Source organism: Streptomyces sp. NPDC104096 (assembly GCF_055584385.1).
Window position 1 is genome coordinate 38,718 of the sequence record NZ_JBVJMD010000034.1, and the last position, 21,482, is coordinate 60,199.

The following is a 21,482-nucleotide window of genomic DNA, read 5'->3' on the forward strand; positions in this document are numbered from 1 at the left end:
ACGCCGCAAGACACGGCACACGGCCGACGCGGTTTCCGTCAGTACGGACCGCGCCCGCCATCGCGTGCGTGAAACCCCGCGCCGGACGAGCCCGAGCGACCCGAAGGCACCGGCGGCCGCGCGCGTATCTCTTCTGAAGAAGCGGTGATCCCGAGACCGCGCCGCAGCGCTTCGCCCCTGCGGCAGCGGCCATCAGCCTCGTGCGTTCCCCCGGGACCGCGAGAAACGATGGAACGAGGTTTTCCATGCAAGTCCAACGTGTGAGGCGTCTCCTCGCGACGTCCGCCGCCGGTCTGCTTCTGGCCGGTGGTGCCGCGATCGGTGCGGCGGGTACCGCCTCGGCGACCCCCAGCCAGGCTCCCGGCCAGGCTTCCAGCCAGGCTCCCGGCCACAACCGCTACTGCTACGACTACGCCGGCTACGGCCGCTGGTGGAACAACGGCAACTGCGACTACAGCTTCGGCTACAGCGGCTGGAACAACTACAACAACTGGGGCAACTGGAACTGGGGCAACTGGAACGGCTACAACAACTGGGGTAACTGGAACGGCTACAACAACTGGGGCAACTGGAACGGCTACGACGGCTGGTGAGGCTGCCGTCGACCGCACCGGACCGGCTCCGGCCCGGTGAACGCGCGATGCGCGGCCCCGCTTCCCGGGACCGCGCATCGCGGCGTCGTACAGCCTGCTCCGGTGTCGGCGGGCCGCACCGGACCGGGCCGCCGCCGGCTCAGGCCAGTCCGGCCTCCGCCAGCAGATACGCCGTCAGCGGGTCGTAGTAGCGCGGGCTGAGCACATGGTCGTCCAGCGGCACGGCCACCTGGAGGGTGCCCTCCGCCTCGGCGAGGAAGAGCGCCGGGTCGTTGCAGTCGGCGTAACCGACGGAGTCGACGCCGTGCTGCCCCGCGTAGCCCGCCCAGCCGTGGTCGGCGACGACCAGATCGGGCAGCGGACGGTCCTCGCGCTCCAGCGCGGTGAGGATCGCGCGCATCGGCTCCCCGGAGTGGGTGTGCCACAGGGTGGCGCCGTGCTCCAGCACCGCCACGTCCGCGAACTGCATGACGTAGCCCTCGTCGGTCTGCAGCAGGTCCGGGATGACGACGATCTCGCAGCCCGCCGCCCGCAGCGCGGCGGCGGTGGCCCGGTGCACGTCGAGCAGGCCGCCCGGATGACCGGTGGCGAGCAGCACCCGCTGCCGGCCCTCGGCCGCCTTGCGCAGCCGGCCCGCCAGCCGCTCCAGCGCGGCGACGGTCAGCTCGGGGTCGATGGTGTCCTGGCCGTACCGGTACGCGGCGTCGTCGTTGACGCCCACCCGCTCCGCCATCACCGCGAGCACGTCCTGCTCGTCGCTCCAGCGGTCGCCGAGCTCCAGCCCGAGCCAGTAGTTGCGGTCGCCGTTCGCCAGCCTGCGGTAATGGGAGAGGTTGTTCTCGCGGGGGGTGGCGACGTCCCCCGCGATGCGCGTCCGTACGAGGTGGTCGACGAGTTCGGCGCGGCTGGGTGTCCCGGGTATCGGCATGGTCCCCATTGTGAGGCAGCGGACCGGGTGCGCACCTGACGTCCCGCACGCTGGGACACGCGTCACTCACCAGGGCCCCTGCCGGTCCGTCACGGCCCGTGCGTCACGGCTGTTTCAGCGCGAACCACAGCTCCATGCGTACGTCCGGGTCGTCCAGGTCCGCCCCCAACACCGTGCGGCAGCGGGCGATCCGCTGCCGCACGGTGTTGCGGTGCACCGCAAGGGCCACCGCCGTACGGTCCCAGCTGCCGTGCAGGGAAAGCCAGGTGCGCAGGGTCTCGGTGAGCACGGGGACGTCGGCGATCGGAGCCAGGAGGGCGCGGGCATGGGCCGCCGCCACGTCGCGCGGGACCAGTTCCGCGAGGCCGGGACGGGCACCGTGGCGTATCAGCGGGGCGCGGGTGGCCCGGGCGCGGGCCAGGGCGCGGGCCGCCTGACTGTCGGCGGCCGCCCAGTCCTGCGGGGTGACGGCCGCGCTCACACCCAGCGTCCAGCCGGGCTGCTCGGCCGGTTCACGGTTGGCGGGCACCAGGACCCGCACCTCGCCGTCGGCGAGATCGACCAGCGCGGAGCCGAGCGCCGCACCCAGCGCGGAGGCGGCCACCGGATCGGCGGCCTGGCTGTCCGGGCGGGCGTGCACGACCCGCCACCTGCCGGCACCCAACAGCGGGGCCACCGTCTCCGGTTCGGCGCCCAGCAGCAGGCGCACCAGGGCCGACGAACGGGCCGCGCCGGAGCCGCTCTGGTGCTCGCCGGTGAGGAGGGAAAGCAGCACGGCCGCCATCGAGGCGACGGTGTGGTCGCCGGGGTCGCGGTGCGGGGTCGCGACCCCGAGCACGAAGCCCTGCCCGGTGCCGAGGGCGTACGCCGCGAGGTGCGTGCCGGCGGCGGTGTCGGTGGCGGTGGTGGACGGCCGGCTGGTGACGACCTGCGCGAGCCCGGCGAGCGCCACCCGCACCCGGGCCGCGTCCTCCCCGCCCCCGGTTCCGCCCCCGGCCGCCGCGGTCGCGGGCAGGCGGCCCGCTGTGGCGAGTTCCGTCCCGTCCGGGCCGTACAGCACCGCCCAGCCGCTCACCCGCTGGGCCAGCCGGCGCAGGATCGAGGGGACCGGGTCCGCCCGGGAGGCGGCGGCGGCCAGACTCTGCTGGGCTTCCGTGACTCGGCGGAGCTCGGCCAGCCGGGCCTGCGCCATCAGTTGCCAGACCGCGCGGGCCACGCCCGAGAACGTGGTCTGCGGGGGCACCTCCAGCAGCGGCAGGCCGTGTGCCCCGCAGGCCGCGACCAGCGCCTGCGGCACCGTGTCGTGCACCGGTGCCAGCCCGAAACCGAGGGCCGCGCCGCCCGCCGCGACGATCCGCGAGACGTAGTCGTCGAAGTAGGTGCCCGAGCCCGCCGCCTCCGGGATGTGCACCCCGGCGGACAGCAACAGCTCGCCGCCCAGCAGGTACGGGTACGGGTCCGCCATCTCGGAGGTGTGCACCCAGTGGATCACCAGACCGGGGTCGGACGGCCCCGCGATCAGGCGCAGGGCCAGGTCCTCGCGGGCCAGCAGCGCCGACAGCGCGACGGGCGGCGTGGGCGGTACCGCCGGTGCGGATGCGTCCGGCATGGTGTGCGTTTCCTCCTTCCGGGACGGTGCAAGTGGAGGAAACGTACACTTCGCCGTCGCTTTCCGGCCACCTAGTGTCAGTCCCGACCGGCAGCCGCGGGTACCGGCGTATGTCCCCGCGCACCGCAGCCGGCCGTCCCCCGTACCTGCACGACACGCCACCGAGCGAAGCGCGAAGGAGGGCCCCGCATGGCCGTCGACTACACAGTGATCGTCGTCTATCTGGCCGGCATGCTGGCCATGGGCTGGTGGGGCATGCGCCGCGCCAAGTCCAAGAGCGACTTCCTCGTGGCGGGCCGCCGTCTCGGCCCGGCCATGTACTCCGGCACCATGGCCGCCATCGTCCTCGGCGGCGCCTCCACCATCGGCGGGGTCGGGCTGGGCTACCAGTACGGACTCTCCGGCGCCTGGATGGTCTTCACCATCGGCCTCGGCCTCCTGGCCCTGTCCGTCTTCTTCTCCGCCCGTATCGCCCGCCTGAAGGTCTACACCGTCTCCGAGATGCTGGACCTGCGCTACGGCGGCCGGGCCGGCGTCATCTCGGGCCTGGTCATGTGGGCGTACACCCTCATGCTCGCCGTCACCTCGACCATCGCCTACGCCACGATCTTCGACGTCCTGTTCGACATGAACCGGACCCTCGCGATCGTCCTCGGCGGCTCGATCGTCGTCGCGTACTCGACGCTCGGCGGCATGTGGTCGATCACCCTCACCGACATGGTGCAGTTCGTGGTGAAGACGATCGGCGTGCTGCTCCTGCTGCTGCCCATCGCGGTGATCAGGGCGGGCGGCTTCGGCGAGATGAAGGCCAAGCTGCCCACCACCTACTTCGACCCGCTGGGCATCGGCGGCGAGACCATCTTCACCTACGTGCTGATCTACACCTTCGGCATGCTGATCGGCCAGGACATCTGGCAGCGCGTCTTCACCGCGCGCAACGACCGGACGGCGAAGTGGGGCGGCACCGTCGCCGGCACCTACTGCCTGGCGTACGCCCTCGCCGGCGCCGTCATCGGCACGGCCGCCAAGGTCCTCTACCCGAACCTGGCCAGCGCGGACGACGCCTTCGCGACCATCGTCAAGCACGAACTGCCGGTCGGCGTCCGGGGCCTGGTGCTGGCCGCCGCGCTCGCCGCCGTGATGTCGACCTCCTCCGGCGCCCTCATCGCCTGTGCCACCGTCGCCAACAACGACATCTGGGCGCGGTTGCGGGGCGGGCTCGGCAGGGCGGCCGAGGACGCGCACGACGAGGTCAAGGGCAATCGCGCCTTCATCCTGATCATGGGTGTCGCCGTCGTGGGCACGGCCATCGCCCTCAACAACGTGGTCGAGGCGCTGACCGTGGCGTACAACCTGCTCGTCGGCGGACTGCTCGTGCCCATCCTCGGCGGACTGCTGTGGAAGCGCGGCACCGTGCAGGGCGCCCTGGCCTCCGTCGTGGTCGGCGGTCTCGCCGTGATCGGCCTGATGGCGACGTACGGAATCCTCGCCAACGAGCCCGTCTACTACGGCCTGTTGGCCTCGCTGGCCGTCTACCTGGTGGTCTCCCTGGCCACCCCGGCGACCGACGCCACCGTGCTCGCCGCCTGGCGCGAGCGTCTGGCGGGCCGGACCCCCGAAGCCTCGCCCGAGCCGGTCCCCGTCGCCCAGTAAAGTCGGGAAACAAGCAGCACATATGCGGTGACGTGCAAGAAAGAAGGCAGTTCCATGACCAGCGAGACGCCCCGCGGGCCCGTCGACTCCTCCCGCATTCCGCGGTACGCCGGACCCGCGACGTTCGCCCGGCTGCCCCGCCTGGACGAGGTCGGCACCGCCGATGTCGCCGTCGTGGGCGTGCCGTTCGACGCGGGCGTCTCCTACCGGCCCGGCGCCCGTTTCGGCGGCAACGCCATCCGCGAGGCGAGCAGGCTCCTGCGCCCCTACAACCCGGCGCAGGACGCCTCTCCCTTCGCGCTCGCCCAGGTCGCGGACGCCGGTGACATCGCCGTGAACCCGTTCCACATCGGCGAGGCCGTGGACACCGTCGAGGCGGCCGCCGACGGCCTGCTCGCCACCGGCGCCCGACTGATGACCCTCGGCGGCGACCACACCATCGCGCTGCCGCTGCTGCGCTCCGTGGCCAAGAAGCACGGCCCGGTCGCGCTGCTCCACTTCGACGCCCACCTGGACACCTGGGACACCTACTTCGGTGCGGAGTACACGCACGGCACCCCGTTCCGCCGGGCCGTCGAGGAGGGCATCCTCGACACCGAGGCGCTCTCCCACGTCGGCATCCGCGGCCCGCTGTACGGGAAGAAGGACCTCACCGACGACGAGAAGCTCGGCTTCGGCATCGTCACCTCCGCGGACGTCTACCGGCGCGGCGCCGACGAGGTCGCCGACCAGCTCCGGCAGCGCATCGGGAACCGGCCGCTGTACATCTCCATCGACATCGACTGCCTCGACCCGGCGCACGCCCCCGGCACCGGTACGCCCGAGGCCGGCGGCATGACCTCCCGCGAGCTGCTGGAGATCCTGCGCGGCCTGGCCTCCTGCCGGCTCGTCTCGGCGGACGTCGTCGAGGTGGCGCCCGCCTACGACCACGCCGAGATCACCTCGGTGGCCGCGTCCCACACCGCCTACGAACTGACCACGATCATGTCCCGCCAGATTGCCGAGGCCCGCGCGAAGTGACCCACGACCACGACCTCGAACTCCGTCCGACGCCCGCCCAGACGGAGGCGGCGCTCAACCCGCCCCCCGGCCGCATCGGCGGAGACCTGGTAGTGGAGACCCTGGCCGGGCTCGGCGCGACCACCGTCTTCGGTCTGCCCGGCCAGCACGCCCTCGGCATGTTCGACGCGCTGCGCCGCTCGGACCTGCGCTACATCGGCCTGCGGGTGGAGAACAACGCCGGGTTCGCGGCGGACGCGTACGGACGGATCACCGGTGAGGTGGCCCCGCTGCTGCTGTCCACCGGCCCCGGCGCGCTGACCTCGCTCGCCGCGCTCCAGGAGGCGGCCGCGGCCTCCGCCCCCGTTCTGGCGATCAGCAGCCAGATCCCCACCGCGGGACTCGGTGGCGGCCGCCACGGCTATCTGCACGAACTGACCGACCAGGCGGCCTCGTTCCGGGGCGTCGTCAAGTCGGTCCACACGGTCCGGGCCGCCTCGCAGATCCCGTCGGCGATCGCGGAGGCCTGGAAGTCCGCGCTGAGCGCCCCGCACGGTCCCGTCTGGGTGGAGATCCCGCAGGACGTGCTGCTGGCAGAGACCTCCCTGCCGGTGGTCACCGCCGTCGACGCGACCCCGGACGAGCTGCTGCCGCGCCCCGAACTGACCGCCGTGGCGGCCGATCTGCTGGCGCGCGCCGCCCGTCCGGCGATCATCGCGGGCGGGGGAGTGGTCCGGGCCGACGCCTCCGGCAAGCTGCGGCAGCTGGCCGAGAAGCTGAACGCGCCCGTGGTCACCACCTTCGGCGGCAAGGGCGCCTTCCCCTGGAACCACCCGCTGTCCCTCCAGTCCTGGCTGGAGGACCGGCACACCACGGACCTCCTGGAGGACGCGGACGTGCTGCTGGTCGTGGGCTCGGGCCTGGGTGAACTCTCCTCCAACTACCACACGTTCAAGCCGCGGGGCCGGGTGATCCAGATCGAGGCGGACCTCGGCAAGCTGGAGTCCAACCACCCCGCGCTCGGCATCCACGCGGACGCCCGCATGGCGTTGCAGGCGCTGCTGGAGACGGTGCCGGAGCGGGCGGACGCGAGTGCCCGGGACCGGGTGAGCACCCTGCTCGCCAAGGTCGCCGAGCGTATCGACGCCCAGGAACTCACCCTGGAACGCCAGGTGCTGGAGTCGGTCCGCCGGGCCCTGCCCGACGACTCCCCGTCCTGCTGGGACATGACGATCCTCGCCTACTGGGCCTGGTCGGCCTTCGACGCGAAGGCGCCCAACACCATGCACTCCGCGCAGGGCGCGGGCGGCCTCGGCTACGGCTTCCCGGCGGCGCTCGGCGCGGCCGCCGCCGACCCCGGCCGCCCGGTCCTCGCGGTCTCCGGTGACGGCGGTGCTCTGTACTCGATCGCCGAGCTGGCGACCGCCCGCCAGTACGACCTGGACGTCACCTGGCTGATCATCGACGACGGCGGCTACGGCATCCTGCGCGAATACATGACCGACACCTTCGGACAGGCCACGGCGACCGAGCTGAGCCGCCCGGACTACGTGGCACTGGCGGAGTCGTTCGGCGTCCCGGGGATCCGTACGACCCCCGAGGCCCTGGCGGCCGACCTGGCGAAGGCGTTGGCGTCCCCCGGTCCGTCGGTGGTCGTCCTCCCCGCCCTGCTGCGGATGTTCGCGCCGACCCACCTCGGCTGAGGTGACGTCCGGACGTCCGGACGTCCGGGGATGACGCCTTCGGCGCCACCGTATGGCGTCATGTGGCACCACATGGCGCCGAGTGGCGCCACTTGATGTCAAGTGGTGCCATCGAGGGCGTCACGATGGTTCGGAGCTTCCCGTGGCACCGTGCCGATGCCTTCAAATGTGCATACGTTTTCGCAGGTCAGAGCCGTTTGTTGCGTCGAGGTTCGCTGCTGCCTCCGGCATGAGGTTGCGTGTGGCGCCATGATGGTGCCATGATGGCGTCATGGACCTCACGCCGTATGTCGACTCCCTCCGCCGCGAACTCGCGGTGGCCGCCGAGGCCGGCGGCGAGGAAGCCCGCGAGCTGGCCGAGCGGCTCACCGCTCCCCTGGAGTCGGCGACCCGCCTGACCATGCTCAACGTGCTCTCCGCCGCGATGGACGAGATCACCCGCGACCTCGCCCCCGGCTCGGTCGACGTACGACTGCGCGGACTGGACCCCGACTTCGTGGTGACACCACCGCCGCGCGACGAGCCGTACCGGGACAGGAGCGGGCCCGCCGAGCCGCTCGCCGCACCGGCCCCGGCACCCGCCGACGCCGACGAGGGCGGCACCGCCCGCGTCAACCTGCGCCTGCCCGCGCACCTCAAGGCACGCGCCGAGGACGCCGCCGGCCGCGAGGGCCTGTCGGTCAACGCCTGGCTGGTACGGGCCGTGTCGGCCGCGGTCGACGGCGGTACCGCGTCGCCCGCGGCCGGGAAGACCCGCGCCACCAGTACGACCCGCACCGTCGGGCAGAGCTTCACGGGCTGGGTGCGCTAGCCGCGCCCTGCCCCGCCCCGCACCACCCACACCACGTCCCACCTGCAGGGACGCCACGAGGACTCAAGAGGACGGGACAGCCATGCCTTCTTTCGACGCTCCTTTCCACACTCCCGAACCGATCTCGGTCACCGCCCAGGTGGAAGCCGGATCCATCCGCTTCATCGCCACCGACCGCCTCGACACGCTCGTCGACGTACAGCCGCGCGACCCGAAGAAGGACAGGGACGTACGGGCCGCCGAGCAGACCGAGGTGCACTGCGCGAGCGGCCTGCTGACCATCAGGACGCCCAAGGGGCGCTGGGCCGTCGGACCCTCCGGTGTCGCCGACGTGACGGTCGAGCTGCCCACGGGCTCGCGGGTGGAGGTGGCCGGCGCCTGGACCCAGGTGCACGGCGAGGGCCGCCTCGGCGAGGTCCGGGTGAAGACCTCGTCGGGCGACGTCCGCCTCGACACCACCGGCCCGCTGCACCTGACCGCGTCCCACGGCAGCATCACCGTCGACCACGTGCACGGCCCGGCCGAGATCACCACCAGCTCCGGCAGCCTGCGCGTCGGCACCGTCGAGGGCCAGGCCGTCCTGAAGAACTCGCACGGCACCACGACCGTCGACGAGGTGCAGGGCGACCTGCGGGCCAGCGGCGCCAACGGCGACATCCTCATCGGGCGCGCCGAGGGCTCGGTCACCGCCACCACCGCCCACGGCACCCTGCGCGTCGGCGACGTCGCCCGCGGCACCGTCCAGCTGGAGACCTCCTACGGCGCCATCGAGATCGGCATCCGCAAGGGCACGGCCGCCTGGATCGACGCCGGCTCGGGCTCCGGCCAGGTGCACAACGTGCTCACCGCCTCCGAGGGCCCGGCCGAGTCCGAGGACACGGTCGAGGTCAGGGCCCGTACCCGCTACGGCAACATCGACATCCGCCGCGCCCGCTCCTGACCCGCCCCCGGCCGCGTACGGCCGAGGCCACCGCACCGCTTCGCACGCCTTCGCACTCTTTCGCACGTCTTCGAGGGGGAGGACCCCATGCCTTTTTCTGTCATGCCCATGCCCAAACAACCCCTGCCCGGACGGTCGGACGGCGGGCAGCCGCCCGCCGCCGTCTCCGCCGTCGCGCTGCGCAAGTCGTACGGCGACAAGACCGTCCTCGACGGCATCGACCTGCGGATCCCGGCCGGCACCGTGTTCGCGCTGCTCGGGCCGAACGGCGCGGGCAAGACCACCACCGTGCAGATCCTCTCCACGCTCGTCGCCGCCGACGGCGGACGGGCCCAGGTCGCGGGCCACGACGTCACCGCGTCGCCGGACGGCGTGCGCGCCGCGATCGGCGTCACCGGGCAGTTCGCCGCACTCGACGACCTGCTCACCGCCGAGGAGAACCTGCTCCTCATGGCCGACCTGCTGCGCCTCGGCAAGCGCGCAGGGCGCGAGCGGGCCAAGGAGTTGCTGGAGCGGTTCGGCATCGCGGACGTCGCGCACCAGCGCGCCGCCACCTTCTCCGGCGGTATGCGGCGCCGGCTCGACCTCGCCATGACCCTGGTCGGCGACCCGAAGGTGATCTTCCTCGACGAGCCGACGACCGGTCTCGACCCGCGCAGCCGCCGCACCATGTGGGAGACGGTGCGCTCGCTGGTCGCGGGTGGTGTCACCGTCTTCCTCACCACGCAGTACCTGGAGGAGGCCGACCAGCTCGCGGACCGGATCGCGGTGCTCGACGGCGGCCGGATCGTCGCCGAGGGCACCGCCGACGAGCTCAAGGCGCAGATCCCGGGCAGCCATGTACGCCTGCGGTTCACCGGCCCCGACGAGTACGAGCGTGCCGTGGCCGCCTTCCCCGGCGCGGTCCGCGACGACGAGGAACTCGCCCTGCGCGTCGCGGGCGACGGCGGCCTCGACGCGCTGCGCGCCCTGCTCGACCGGCTCGACGCGGCCGGGGTCGCCGCCGCCGACCTCTCCGTGCACACCCCCGACCTCGACGACGTCTTCCTCGCCCTGACCGGCGACGGCGGCACGGGCACCGACCCAGGCACCGACGTCGACTCCGACTCCGCGCTTCCCGTGAAGGAGACCCAGCGATGAGCACCCTCACCTACGCCGTGCACGACTCGATGACGATGCTGCGGCGGAACCTGAAGCACGCGATCCGCTATCCGTCCGTGGGCCTCGGCGCCGCCATGACACCCATCCTGATGCTGCTGCTGTTCGTGTACGCCTTCGGCGACTCGATCGGCGCGGGCATGGGCGGCGGCCGGGACGCTTACCTGAACTATCTGACCCCCGGCATCATCATCATGGGCGTGGCCGCCGGCTCGATGTCCACCTCGATCGCGGTCTGCACCGACATGACCGAGGGCATCATCAACCGCTTCCGCACCATGAACATCACGCGCTCGTCGTTCATGACGGGACACGTCGTCGGCAGCGTCGTCCAGACGATGCTGAGCGCCGTGCTGGTCGTCGGCGTCGCGCTCGCCGTCGGCTTCCGGTCCGGGGCCACCCCGCTGGAGTGGCTGGCCGCGGCAGGCCTGCTCACGGCCATCGCCTTCGCCGTGACCTGGCTGTCCACGGCGCTCGGCCTGATCTCCAAGACCGTCGAGTCCGCGAGCAACAAGCCGCTGCTCGTCCAGTTCCTGCCGTTCCTCGGCTCCGCGTTCGTGCCGGCCCAGTCCATGTCCCCGGGCCTGCGCTGGTTCGCCGAGTACCAGCCCTTCACACCGATGACCGAGACCCTGCGCGGCCTGCTCTCCGGCTCCGCGATCGGCAACGCCGGCTGGATCTCGCTCGCCTGGTGCGCCGGCATCACCCTGGTCGGCTACCTCTGGTCGCGCTCGCTCTTCAACAGCAACACCAAGCGCTGAACGACGGCGGCACCGCCACCCTCGTCCCCGCCCCCGCTCCGGGCGGGGACGGCCGTTGGTACGGTCTCGTCATGCCCGAAGCGCGCCGCACCTCCGATCCGGTCACCGCCGACGACGTCACCACCGCAGTCCGGCTGGCGGCCCGTACCCTGCGAGCGGCGGAGGCGGCCGACTGGGACGCCAAGGCCGGTTCGCTGGAGTGGAGTTGCTGGGAGACGGTCGAGCACCTCGCCGACGACCTGTTCGCCTACGCCGCCCAACTGGGCCCCGAACGGCCGCCGTCGGACCGGGAGGTCCCCTTCCTGTGGAGTCCCAGGAGGCCCGGCGGCCCGGCGAACGTCGTCTTCGCGGACCGCGCCGCCGGACCGGCCGGACTGGTGCAAGTGCTGGAGGCCGGCGGGGCGTTGCTGGCGGCCATGGTGCGGACGACGGCGCCGACCGTCCGGGCGCACCACGTCTTCGGCGCCTCCGACCCCGAGGGCTTCGCCGCCATGGGGGTCGTCGAGACCCTGGTGCATCTGCACGACGTCGCCGCCGGACTCGGGGTCGCGTGGGCTCCGGACGCGGACCTCTGCGACCGGGTCCTGGCCCGGCTCTTCCCGCACACCCCGTCCGGTACCGACGGGTGGGCCACCCTGCTGTGGGCCACCGGCCGGGGGGAGATCGAGGGGCACGCGCGCCTGACGCGGTGGCGCTGGTACGGAGCTCCCGCCGCGCCGGACGCCTGAGCCCCGACTCCTGCCCCGACCCCTGAGCCCTCGGCTCCGGGGCCCCGACGCCGACGAGCCGGCCGCCCCACCCGGGGCGACCGGCTCGACGTGCTTCGCGGGAGAGCCGTCAGGCTCTTGCGGGCGTACTACCAGATCGCCTCGACCCACTCCGGGTGGTCGATGAACGGGTTGCGGTTGTGCTGGTAGGTGTCGTAGATGACCTGGTTGCGCCGCTCCTCGAAGGCGCTCGGCGGGTCCGCCTCGTTCCAGGCCTTGAGCACGGAGAGCTTCCCTATGTACGGGTTGCTCCCGTTGTTCACCTTCTCGTTGGGCTCCAGGTCGGCGAAGCCGTCGCCGCCGTCGTAGCGGACCGCCATGTAGAGGATCATGCGGGCCACGTCGCCCTTGTCGGCGTCGCGCGGCTCGAAGGAGTCGGAGTCGACCTTGCTGCCGCCGCCGTTGGTGACCGCGCTGCCGCCGTTGTCGAAGTCCAGGTTGCCACGGGTGCTGTTGACCTGGACGTCCGCGGCCCGCAGGTGGTGCAGGTCGGTGCCGGGACCGGTGACCTCGCCGAAGTCGCCGTGCGACTTGGCCCAGGTGTGCTCGCGGTTCCAGTCGCCGACGTCACCGCCGTTGAGGGACTTGCTGCGCGAGACACCGCTGTACAGCAGGAGCACGTTGCTGGTGTTGTTCGGGTCCTGGTCGGTGACCTTGAGCGCGTCCCAGACCGCGGAGTAGGAGATCTTGCTCTGGCTGCTGATGATCGTGTGCAGTGCGGACTTCAGGCTGGTGCCGGACTTTCCGACCGCGTTCTTGTAGTACGTCGAGTCGTACGCGGTCGTGGTCGCCGCGGCGGGGGACGCGGTGAGCGCGGGGGCGGTGAGTCCGACCAGGACGGCGGCGGTGGTGAGGGCCACCGACTTCCATCGGTGCAGGTGTGTCGCCAGCATGTGGGGGTCCGATCTACGCGGGTTGATTGAAGGCGGCAACCGGGAGAATGGCATGGACATGTAGACGTGGCAATGAATCTGACATGTCGATCGGGTGGCGGGAACGGGCAAGTCAGGTTTTGTCTACGCGAGTTGATGGACCTGGGCGGGGAATGGCCGAAACGGCCCCTGTGATCCGCCGGGATCCAGGGGCCGTTCGGTGTGGAGCGGGGTGGCGTCAGCCGACGTCCGACGGGTCCAGCCGGTAGAGCGTCGAGGACGACTGCCCGTTCTGCGCACCGGAGTCGGAGCCGGAGTCGGAAGTGGATCCGGAGCCGGACCCCGAGTTCGACCCGGTGCCCGCCGTCTTGCTGTACTCGCTCTCCTTCACCGCGGTCGCGTGCTTCTGCACCCAGGCGGTGACGGCCGAACTGGCGCTGTTGCCACCGCCCATGCCGCCGCCCATGCCCCCGCCGCCGATCTGGATGTAGTGCAGCTCGCCCTTCTTCACCAGTTCCTCGAGCTTGGCGACCGTCATGCCGTTGTCGCTGCCGGTGAAGCCGAACATGGAGATGACGGGCTTGTGGGTGCTCAGGATGAGCTGCCCGGCGGACTGCGAATTGGACACCGCGAGCAGCCACTTGGCGCCGTCCTGGTGCTTCTCCAGGTACGCGACCAGCTCACTGCTGGTCTCGCCGCCCATGCCGCCGCCCGGTCCGCCGCCCATGTTCCCGCCGCCGCCGAAGCCGCCCCCGCCGCCGGGCTGTCCGCCCGAGCCGTTCGGGGTCGTGCCGCCGGGAAACGTACCGTTCTCGCCATCCGGGAAGCCGCCGGGGAAGCCACCGGCCTGGCCGCCGCCCTCGCCACCGCCCGGGAAGCCGCCGTTCCCGCCGCCCTCCTGGGTGCCCCCGGGCAGCTCGCCGTTCGCGCCGCCGGCTTCCTGGTTGCCCTGCCCGGTGCCGCCGGGCAGTTCACCGCCGCCGGGACCGCCGCCGAAGCCGCCCCGGCCGCCACCGCCCCCGCCGCCGAACCCGTTGCCGGTCGAGGGACCTGCGGTCGGGTTGGTACCGCCCATGCCGCCACCACCGGAACTCGCCGGCACGGCGACCGCGTACGCCGTCGGACCCGCGAGGCCCGCCACGACCGCGGCGGCCACGGACACGGCCAGCAGCCGGGCGCGCCGGCCGGTGCGGAACAGGACCAGGCCCACGACCGCCAGCGCCATGACCACCGCGACGACCGGCCACAGCCAGCCGTTCCAGTCGGTGGCCCGGCGCAGCAGCACGACCGCCCAGACACCGGTGACCGCGAGCCCGGCGGGCAGCACCCACGACCAGCGCGCGTCGCCGCCGCGCAGGGCCCGCAGCAGCATGACGCCGCCGCCCCCGCACAGCACCGCGATGCCCGGGGCGACCGCGGTCGTGTAGTACGGGTGCATCGTGCCCTCGGCCATGGCGAAGGTCAGATAGTGCAGCAGCGTCCAGCCGCCCCACAGCACCAGCGCGGCGCGGGTGAGGTCGGTGCGCGGGGCGCGCCCGCACAGCACCAGACCGCCGGCCAGGGCGACGGCCGCGAACGGGATCAGCCAGGAGATCTGGCCGCCCAGGACGTCGTTGAACAGCCGGCCCGGACCCGCGGTGCCGGAGAAGCCGCCGCCTCCACCGCCCCCGCCGTTGCCCTCGCCGCCGAGGACCCGGCCGAGGCCGTTGTAGCCCATGATCAGGTCCCAGGCGGTGCCGTCCGTCGAACCGCCGATGTACGGCCGGTCGTCGGCGGGCACGAGGGAGACGGCCGTCGCCCACCAGAAGCTGGAGACGGCCAGGACCACGCCCGCGAGCAGCAGGTTCACGATCCGCTTCCCGAGCTTCGGCGTGGCCGCGTAGAGGTAGACCGCGAAGACGGCGGGCAGCGCGATGTAGCCCTGGAGCATCTTCGTGTTGAACGCGAGGCCGAAGCAGGCGGCCGAGCCGAGCAGCGGCAGCAGCCGGCCGTTCGTGGTGGCCCGCAGGGCGAGGGCCGCGCCCGCCACCATGAGGAACACCAGCAGGGTGTCGGGGTTGTTGTCCCGGTTGATGGCGACCGTGATCGGGGTCAGCGCCAGCACCAGGGCGGCGACGGCCGCGGCGCCGTGGCCCCACACCCGCTTCACCGAGGCGTGCAGGATCCAGATGGTCGCCAGCGCGACCAGGATCATCGGCAGCATCATCTGCCAGGTCCCGAAACCGAGGATCCGGCAGGACAGGCCCATCACCATCAGCGCGAGCGGCGGCTTGTCCACGGTCATGAAGTTGCCCGCGTCCAGCGAGCCGAAGAACCACGCCTTCCAGCTCTGCGTGCCGCTGAACACGGCGGAGCTGTAGAAGCTGTTCAGACCGGAACCGGAGAGGTTCCAGGAGTAGAGCACCCCCGCGAGGAGCAGGATCGAGATCAGCGCGGGGAGCGACCAGCGGGGCGACCCCTGCGGCGGCGCCGGTGGCGTGACCGGCGGCGGGTCGGGGGTCGCGGTGGGCTGGGGGAGTGGATCGGTGGCAGAGGTCACCACTGCACCATGCAGACGCCCGATGGGTGCCGACTGTGGCGAAGCTGGGCGCAGCCTGTGAGAGGGGAGTGGTCCGCGAGGGACGCACCACGCACGTGGGGACACCGCGATCCCGTGCGTTCCTGTTCCCGATTTCGGGATGCGGCGACTTCCGGGCTCGCTGTCAAATGATTTAACAGGATTCCGGTTAGCGGGCACGGAGAATCGCCGGACCGCATAAAGGGATGGCGTTGCGCAAGAAGGGGCCAAGCCCATTCTTGCGGCGCCTTCCAGCAGGTTCCACTATTCGGACCGGCGGCATCGGTCAGGTCGGAGATGTCTCCAATGCGCGCACCGGTGCCCCGAATGGAAGAATCAGGGTGAAACGACCTTATAGGGGTCGGTTTTCTGGCGCCCTATTCAACTGCGAACGTTCCGGTGGCGGGTGCCGTGCACGCGGTCACGTCCGTCAGCCTGCCCGCGGCCACACCCGCCTCGCAGAGCCGGCCACCCTTCTCGCGCAGGTCGAGGTAGAAACGCGTGGTCTCGCCGTCCTGCTTGAGGCCGTGGATGCGTTCGTCGATGTAGCCGAGGCCGTTGAGGGTCTTGCGGACCTCGGCGGGGGTGGGCTTCGGGACCTTCAGCAGCGCCTCGATGATCCGCTGCGAGTGAAGGGTGCTCGCGCACCAGTCGCGATCGTTCAACTCCGCCTCGGGCCCTGTCGGGGCGCCCGGCGCGATCGGGTCGGTCGGCGGGGTCTCCCCGGGGGCGATGCTCTCCTCACCCGTGGGACCGGTCGGCTTCGGCGCGTTTACGCTGCTCGGAGGGCATGACTGTGCGATCTTGGCGAGCATCGCCGCGAACGCCGCCTGCTCGGGCGACGGCGCCGTGGCACTCGCCGTGGCGGCGGCGTTCCGGCCCGACCCGGCCTGGGACCCGCTGCCGCCCGGGTTGTCGCTTCCGCAGCCGGAGAGCGCCAGGGCCGCGACGGCGGCGGCCGCGAGGACGCGTCCGGGGTGGGCTAAGGCACTGATGGAGGCGGGGATCTGTGTCATGCGCATAGCTTCCGGCCTGCATCCCGTGCTCCGCATGAGTACACGTACTCATCTGTGTCCGCGCCGGCGCTGAGCAGTCGGCGACTTTGCCTTGGCGTACGGCGGCGGGCCAATTCTCTTCGTCGCCGGGACTTGAACATGCGGTGAAGGTTGAACTAATCTCCGCACCGTTCCTGCAAGATCATTCATCATTTCGACACGAGGGGGGAACTCGTGCGCAGAATTGTGCTGCCCGCGTTTGCCGCACTGTCTTTATCCCTGCTGCTTCCTCAGGGGGTGGCGGGAGCGGCGACTTCGAGCGCGGCGCCGGCCGCGGCGGCCACGGTCGCCGATCCACCGCTGGCGGACGGTGAAGTCCAGCAGATCGGCCCCGGCACGTACTCGACCGCGGACCAGTCCTTCGAGATCTACGAGACTGACGTGGCAGAAGGCCTCATGAGCCGGAGTCACACGGTCAACGCACAGGCGAGCGGTGTCGCCAAGCCGCAGTCCGCACCCGCGTCCCGCCCGGACATGGGCGTCTTCGGACCGGGCTGGCAGGCCGAGTTCGAGGGGGGCCAGCTCAGCCGGAAGCTGGAGGAGAAGTCCGACTCCGTCGTCGTCACCGACCTCACGGTCAACGTCCCGATCACCTACGCCCTGAAGAGCAGCGTCGACTACCCGAGCGGTGGTGGCCTCAGGAAGTACGCGACCGCCGGCGGTGACAAGCTCACCGAGACCATCAAGTTCGACGAAGCGACAGGCACTTCGGTGTCCACCATCGTCGAGACCACCAGCATGGCCGGGTCGGTCCCGGACGCGGACCAGTCCCTGGACGACGACGCCGACGCCGCCGTCGGTCTCGACAGCCTGACCCCCACCTACACCTGGAAGCAGGTCGCTCCGGGCACCGACAAGTGGCGTGTCACCGGCGTCGGCACGGTGGCCGACGGCAGTCTCTCCACCGTCGGCTACGACTCCGCGGGCCGGGTCCTCACCGTCACGGAGGCGGCCGCCGGGGACACCCCGGAGCAGTCGCTGAAGGTCAGTTACTCGACCGCCACGACGGCCGCAGGCACGACTCTCGGTGAGTTCGCCGGTCGCGCCAAGGAGATCACCGTCACCACCGGTGCGACGACGCAGACGCTCGCGCGGTACTCCTACGACGCCTCGGGCCTGCTGCGTTCGGTGGCCGACCCGGCCGAGGGCACCGAGCCGGTCTCGGCGTACTCCTACGACGCCACCGGACGTGTCTCCGACGTCACCTCGCCGTCCAACGGCAACTGGGACCTGACGTTCCCGGACAGTTCCGCCGCCCCGAACGTCGAGCCCGACGGTCCCGCCCGTCCGACCGCCCAGTCGCCCATCGTGGGCGCGTCCGGTATCACCGACGCGACCGCCACCGCCCCGCCGGCGACGGACTTCTCCGACGGAGAGATCACCGACCCGCAGGCCTACCCCCGTCACTGCAACCGCGCGACGGACTGGCTGTGGTACCTCGAGGACGGCTGCGCCGCCTGGGCCGCGCACTACGGCTGGCACAAGCCGTACTGGAAGCAGACGCCGACCAAAAACTGGGTCATAGGCATCAACTACGACGGTTGCAGCACGCCCGGCCCCAACATCAACAATCCGCTCGGCTACAGCTTCAAGACCGCGTGCGACATGCACGACTACGGTTACGGCCTGATCGGCAACACCTACAAGGGCTACAAGTACTACCTCGACCGCAGCAAGAAGTCGAACGTCGACAACGCCTTCTACACGACGATGAAGACCTACAGCTGCAAGCACTACTTCATCACGCAGCGACCGGCCTGCTACGGCGTCGCGTACACGTACTACAAGGCCGTCGGCCTGAAGGGCAACCCGAAGAACGGCGCCAACAAGACCCACTGATCGAGGGTCCGGCGCCTTCCGACGGCGCACCGTACGACATGTACGACAGCACGACCGAGCAAGCCGTTCGGGCATGACGGAGCCGGGTGGTGCGGACCTCGCGCCGCCCGGCTCCCCTCCCGACAGACCCGTGCACCGCTTTGCGGCACGGCTCCGCTGCTCCCCACACGTCGCTCCGGGCCGAGTCGTGCCCCGCCTGTCTTTCTCGGGCGGGCCAGGACCAGCCCCCTGCTCACTGAGGGACCATGAAGAGAACGAGTTGGGCGACGGTCGTCATCGCGATGACGGCTTTCTCCCTCGGCGCTGTGCTTCCGGCCCAGGCGTCCGTGCCGCGGGGCCTCACGGCGGCCGCTGACGACGCCTCCGGGCCTATTGATCCGCCGCTGTACGACAAGACGGCGAACGGCGGGAAGATCCGGGTCAACGTGCTCACCAAGGAGCGCGCGGACCTGCCTGCCGCGGCGGACGCGGGCAGGACTTTGCAGACTTTCGAGACGTTGCCGCTGGTCACGTTGAAGGTGGACGCGGCCGGTCTGGACGAACTGGCCGCTCAGAGCAGCGTGGTCAGTGTCACCGAGGACACCCCGGTGCGGCCGTCGCTGGACCAGAGCGTCCCGCTGATCGGTGCCACCGCGCCCGCCGCGTCCGGCCTGACCGGCAAGGGCAGCGCGATCGCGGTGCTGGACACGGGTGTTGCCACCGGTCATCCGTTTCTGAAGGGGCGGGTGGTCTCGGAGGCGTGCTTCTCGCCGATCGACGCCGACTACTCCGCTGTGAGTCTGTGCCCCAACGGCACGGAGGAGCAGGAGGGGACGGGTTCGGCCGATGCCGGGTCCGGGCCGTGCGCGACGATCGCCGAGTGTGATCACGGAACCCATGTGGCGGGTATCGCGGCGGGCAACGGTGCGGGTATCACGGGTGCGCCCGCTCGTGGTGTGGCTCCGGGTGCCGACATCGTCGCCATCCAGATCTTCAGCGAGTTCACCTCGGAGGACTTCTGCGGGCCGGGTGCCGCGCCGTGTGTGGGCAGTTTCACCAGTGCCCAGCTCTCGGGGCTGGAGAAGGTGTGGGATCTGAAGCAGTCGGGGATCCCGATCGTGGCGGCCAACCTCAGTCTGGGCAGCGGCCGTTACGCGAGTGCTTGTGACAACGACCCGCGCAAGGGCCTGATCGACGACCTTCTCGCCGCGGGTGTCGCCACGGTCGTGGCGGCCGGGAACAACGCGTATACGGACGCGGTCACCGCGCCGGCCTGTGTCTCCTCGGCTCTGGCGGTGGGTGCCACGACCGACGAGGACCAGTTGTCCTCGTTCACCAACCGGGGTCCGCTGCTGGACTTCTTCGCTCCCGGCACCAGCATCGTCTCCTCGGTGCCCGGCGGCGGATACGCCTCCAAGAGCGGCACGTCCATGGCCGCGCCGCACGTGGCCGGTGCCCTCGCGGTCCTGCGGCAGGCGTTCCCGACCAAGAGCGTCGCCTATCTGGAGTCGCTGCTGAAGACCACCGGGAAGCCCATCACCTACACCGGCGCGACCACCCCCCGCATCGACATCGGCCAGGCACTCACCTACACGCCCGGCAGCTTCAACGACTTCAACGGCGACGGCATCGAGGACATCGCGATCGCCGACCCGGAGGCGGCCGTGGGCACCCACACCAAGGCCGGTCTGGTGCGGGTCGTGTACGGCGGGGGCAAGGGCACCGCCGAGATCACCCAGGACCTGGACTGGGTGCCGGGCGGCTCGGAGACCGGTGACGGCTTCGGCGCGGCCATGGCGACGGTCGACTACAACAAGGACGGCTACACCGACCTGGTCGTCGGCACGCCGAACGAGGACGTCGGCACCGTGGTGGACGCCGGTTTCGTCGACGTGCTGTACGGCGGGGTCGGCGGCTTCGGCACCGGCCCGGCCGCCCTGCACCTGGAGGAGGGTTCCGGTTCCGGCGCGATCCTCGGGTCGGCCTCCGAGACCGGTGACAACATGGGCTACTCGCTGGCCGCGGGCACGACCACGGCGGGCGAGCCGTGGCTGGTGATCGGTGTGCCGGGCGAGTCGATCGGCACGGTGGCCAAGGCGGGCGAGATCTTCTACCTGCGAGGCACCACCAACGTGGCGGTCCACCAGGAGAAGACGGACGTGCCGGGCACGGCGGAGGCCAACGACGGCTTCGGCTTCTCGGTCGCCGGTGACGCCAACCACATCGCGGTCGGCATCCCGAACGAGGCCATCGGCACGCTGGCGGCCTCCGGCGGACTGGCCGTCTTCGACCACAAGCTGAACGCGGGAGGCATCCCGACCCCGCTCGCCGGCATCGACCAGGACACCGACGGGATCTCCGGTGCGGCCGAGGCGGGCGACCAGTTCGGCTCCTCGCTGTCGATGACCGAGTACCGTCCGGCCGGGGCCACGGCCGCGACCGACTCGATCCTCGCGGTGGGCTCGCCGGGCGAGTCGCTGACCGTGACCGACGTCGACAAGGCGAACGCGGGACGCGTGGTGACCCTGCGGATCACCGCCGCGGGTGTGGTCAGCCAGATCGGCGACATCCACCAGGAGAACGAGGGCGTGAGCGGCGGAGCCGAGGCGGGCGACCGCTTCGGCGAGCGGGTGGCCGTCATGAACACCGCACCGCGTTCGGAGAGCACCGCCGCGACCATGAAGCTCGCGGTCGGCATTCCGGGTGAGGCGGTCGGCACGGCCACCAAGGCCGGCGCGATCCAGACCTTCTCGCTGCTGGGCGCCCCGGGCGACTCCGACCACTGGATCCAGGCGGGCGCCGCCGGTCTGCCGGGCACCCCGGCGACCAACCAGCAGGTCGGCATCAGCATCACCGCGACCGCTACGAACCTGTACGTCGGCATGCCCTACGGCCCGTCGACGTACGGCGCGGCGCACGTGCTGCCCTGGTCCAACGTGACCGGCGGCACGGTGGCCGCGACCACCTCGTACGCCCCCGGCATCGGAGGCCTCCCGGCCGCCGGCGTCCGCTTCGGCGCAGTCGTGAAGTAGCCCCGTAGCAATCCGGCCCGCAGGGAGCCTCCGAGATCCGCGTCGCGGGTCGATCCGCGCCACGGGTCCCGGAGGCTCCCCGGGTGCACCTCCCGCATGTCGATCCGGGCCGAGTCGTGCCCCGCCTGCCTTTTCTCGGGCGGGCCAGGACCAGCCCCCTGCTCACTGAGGGACCATGAAGAGAACGAGTTGGGCGACGGTCGTCATCGCGATGACGGCTTTCTCC

General features: G+C 71.4%; 16 protein-coding genes. 11 read left to right on the forward strand and 5 right to left on the reverse strand.

Annotated elements, in window-relative coordinates; translation table 11 throughout:
- Window positions 1-245 precede the first annotated feature (245 nt).
- The gene (locus tag ACZ60B_RS28450) at window positions 246-593 is read left to right on the forward strand and encodes a hypothetical protein (protein WP_469391785.1); all 348 of its coding nucleotides are present in this window, start codon (window positions 246-248) and stop codon (window positions 591-593) included.
- A gap of 139 nt (window positions 594-732) precedes the next feature.
- On the opposite strand, the gene ACZ60B_RS28455 is transcribed toward ACZ60B_RS28450, so the two are convergent.
- Complete coding sequence (locus ACZ60B_RS28455; protein ID WP_469391787.1) at window positions 733-1,521, reverse strand: phosphatase; 789 nt, start codon at window positions 1,519-1,521, stop codon at window positions 733-735.
- A 103-nt stretch (window positions 1,522-1,624) separates the two neighbouring features.
- Window positions 1,625-3,130 (reverse strand): PucR family transcriptional regulator, encoded by a 1,506-nt coding sequence (locus ACZ60B_RS28460; RefSeq protein ID WP_469391789.1) that lies wholly within the window; start codon window positions 3,128-3,130, stop codon window positions 1,625-1,627.
- A gap of 189 nt (window positions 3,131-3,319) precedes the next feature.
- Between ACZ60B_RS28460 and ACZ60B_RS28465 the strand changes: the two genes are divergently transcribed.
- The 8 genes from ACZ60B_RS28465 (at window position 3,320) to ACZ60B_RS28500 (ending at window position 11,883) form a co-directional block, all read left to right on the forward strand.
- A complete protein-coding gene (locus ACZ60B_RS28465) occupies window positions 3,320-4,783 on the forward strand; it encodes a sodium:solute symporter family protein (RefSeq protein ID WP_469391791.1) in 1,464 nt (487 codons plus the stop codon).
- Between the two features lie 54 nt (window positions 4,784-4,837).
- Window positions 4,838-5,803: an agmatinase gene (speB, locus tag ACZ60B_RS28470; RefSeq protein WP_469391793.1), complete on the forward strand. Its 966-nt coding sequence runs from the start codon at window positions 4,838-4,840 to the stop codon at window positions 5,801-5,803.
- Window positions 5,800-7,485 carry a thiamine pyrophosphate-binding protein gene (locus ACZ60B_RS28475; protein WP_469391795.1) on the forward strand — a complete coding sequence of 562 codons (1,686 nt, stop codon included), beginning with the start codon at window positions 5,800-5,802 and terminating at the stop codon, window positions 7,483-7,485. The genes speB and ACZ60B_RS28475 overlap by 4 nt, the downstream gene beginning before the upstream one ends.
- A gap of 271 nt (window positions 7,486-7,756) precedes the next feature.
- Entirely contained in the window at window positions 7,757-8,296 is a 540-nt protein-coding gene (locus tag ACZ60B_RS28480; protein ID WP_469391797.1) for a hypothetical protein, read from the forward strand.
- 82 nt (window positions 8,297-8,378) lie between these two features.
- Complete coding sequence (locus ACZ60B_RS28485) at window positions 8,379-9,236, forward strand: DUF4097 family beta strand repeat-containing protein (protein WP_469391799.1); 858 nt, start codon at window positions 8,379-8,381, stop codon at window positions 9,234-9,236.
- Window positions 9,237-9,338: 102 nt separating this feature from the next.
- Window positions 9,339-10,376 carry an ATP-binding cassette domain-containing protein gene (locus ACZ60B_RS28490; RefSeq protein ID WP_469391861.1) on the forward strand — a complete coding sequence of 346 codons (1,038 nt, stop codon included), beginning with the start codon at window positions 9,339-9,341 and terminating at the stop codon, window positions 10,374-10,376.
- Window positions 10,373-11,155: an ABC transporter permease gene (locus tag ACZ60B_RS28495; protein WP_469391801.1), complete on the forward strand. Its 783-nt coding sequence runs from the start codon at window positions 10,373-10,375 to the stop codon at window positions 11,153-11,155. The genes ACZ60B_RS28490 and ACZ60B_RS28495 overlap by 4 nt, the downstream gene beginning before the upstream one ends.
- A 71-nt stretch (window positions 11,156-11,226) precedes the next feature.
- Entirely contained in the window at window positions 11,227-11,883 is a 657-nt protein-coding gene (locus ACZ60B_RS28500) for a hypothetical protein (RefSeq protein WP_469391802.1), read from the forward strand.
- A 128-nt stretch (window positions 11,884-12,011) separates the two neighbouring features.
- Here the strand turns inward: ACZ60B_RS28500 and ACZ60B_RS28505 are convergent, their stop codons facing one another.
- The 3 genes from ACZ60B_RS28505 to ACZ60B_RS28515 all read right to left on the reverse strand — a co-directional run bounded on the left by ACZ60B_RS28505 (window position 12,012) and on the right by ACZ60B_RS28515 (window position 16,367).
- The gene (locus ACZ60B_RS28505) at window positions 12,012-12,815 is read right to left on the reverse strand and encodes an endonuclease I family protein (protein WP_469391804.1); all 804 of its coding nucleotides are present in this window, start codon (window positions 12,813-12,815) and stop codon (window positions 12,012-12,014) included.
- A 217-nt stretch (window positions 12,816-13,032) separates the two neighbouring features.
- Window positions 13,033-15,333: an ArnT family glycosyltransferase gene (locus tag ACZ60B_RS28510; RefSeq protein ID WP_469391806.1), complete on the reverse strand. Its 2,301-nt coding sequence runs from the start codon at window positions 15,331-15,333 to the stop codon at window positions 13,033-13,035.
- A gap of 395 nt (window positions 15,334-15,728) precedes the next feature.
- Window positions 15,729-16,367 (reverse strand): hypothetical protein, encoded by a 639-nt coding sequence (locus tag ACZ60B_RS28515; protein ID WP_469391808.1) that lies wholly within the window; start codon window positions 16,365-16,367, stop codon window positions 15,729-15,731.
- 213 nt (window positions 16,368-16,580) lie between these two features.
- On the opposite strand from ACZ60B_RS28515, the gene ACZ60B_RS28520 reads away from it, so the two are divergent.
- The gene (locus ACZ60B_RS28520) at window positions 16,581-18,245 is read left to right on the forward strand and encodes a phospholipase A2 (RefSeq protein WP_469391810.1); all 1,665 of its coding nucleotides are present in this window, start codon (window positions 16,581-16,583) and stop codon (window positions 18,243-18,245) included.
- Between the two features lie 245 nt (window positions 18,246-18,490).
- Entirely contained in the window at window positions 18,491-21,256 is a 2,766-nt protein-coding gene (locus tag ACZ60B_RS28525) for a S8 family peptidase (protein ID WP_469391812.1), read from the forward strand.
- Window positions 21,257-21,482: the final 226 nt, after the last annotated feature.

What these genes read in the sequence shown, in the direction of transcription:
- ACZ60B_RS28450 (WP_469391785.1), top strand. Translation starts at nt 246, where the DNA reads ATGCAAGTCCAACGTGTGAGGCGTCTCCTCGCGACGTCCGCCGCCGGT.
- ACZ60B_RS28485 (WP_469391799.1), top strand. Translation starts at nt 8,379, where the DNA reads ATGCCTTCTTTCGACGCTCCTTTCCACACTCCCGAACCGATCTCGGTC.
- speB (WP_469391793.1), top strand. Translation starts at nt 4,838, where the DNA reads ATGACCAGCGAGACGCCCCGCGGGCCCGTCGACTCCTCCCGCATTCCG.
- ACZ60B_RS28495 (WP_469391801.1), top strand. Translation starts at nt 10,373, where the DNA reads ATGAGCACCCTCACCTACGCCGTGCACGACTCGATGACGATGCTGCGG.
- ACZ60B_RS28490 (WP_469391861.1), top strand. Translation starts at nt 9,339, where the DNA reads ATGCCCATGCCCAAACAACCCCTGCCCGGACGGTCGGACGGCGGGCAG.
- ACZ60B_RS28515 (WP_469391808.1), bottom strand. Translation starts at nt 16,367, where the DNA reads ATGACACAGATCCCCGCCTCCATCAGTGCCTTAGCCCACCCCGGACGC.
- ACZ60B_RS28455 (WP_469391787.1), bottom strand. Translation starts at nt 1,521, where the DNA reads ATGCCGATACCCGGGACACCCAGCCGCGCCGAACTCGTCGACCACCTC.
- ACZ60B_RS28505 (WP_469391804.1), bottom strand. Translation starts at nt 12,815, where the DNA reads ATGCTGGCGACACACCTGCACCGATGGAAGTCGGTGGCCCTCACCACC.
- ACZ60B_RS28525 (WP_469391812.1), top strand. Translation starts at nt 18,491, where the DNA reads ATGAAGAGAACGAGTTGGGCGACGGTCGTCATCGCGATGACGGCTTTC.
- ACZ60B_RS28500 (WP_469391802.1), top strand. Translation starts at nt 11,227, where the DNA reads ATGCCCGAAGCGCGCCGCACCTCCGATCCGGTCACCGCCGACGACGTC.
- ACZ60B_RS28460 (WP_469391789.1), bottom strand. Translation starts at nt 3,130, where the DNA reads ATGCCGGACGCATCCGCACCGGCGGTACCGCCCACGCCGCCCGTCGCG.
- ACZ60B_RS28480 (WP_469391797.1), top strand. Translation starts at nt 7,757, where the DNA reads ATGGACCTCACGCCGTATGTCGACTCCCTCCGCCGCGAACTCGCGGTG.
- ACZ60B_RS28465 (WP_469391791.1), top strand. Translation starts at nt 3,320, where the DNA reads ATGGCCGTCGACTACACAGTGATCGTCGTCTATCTGGCCGGCATGCTG.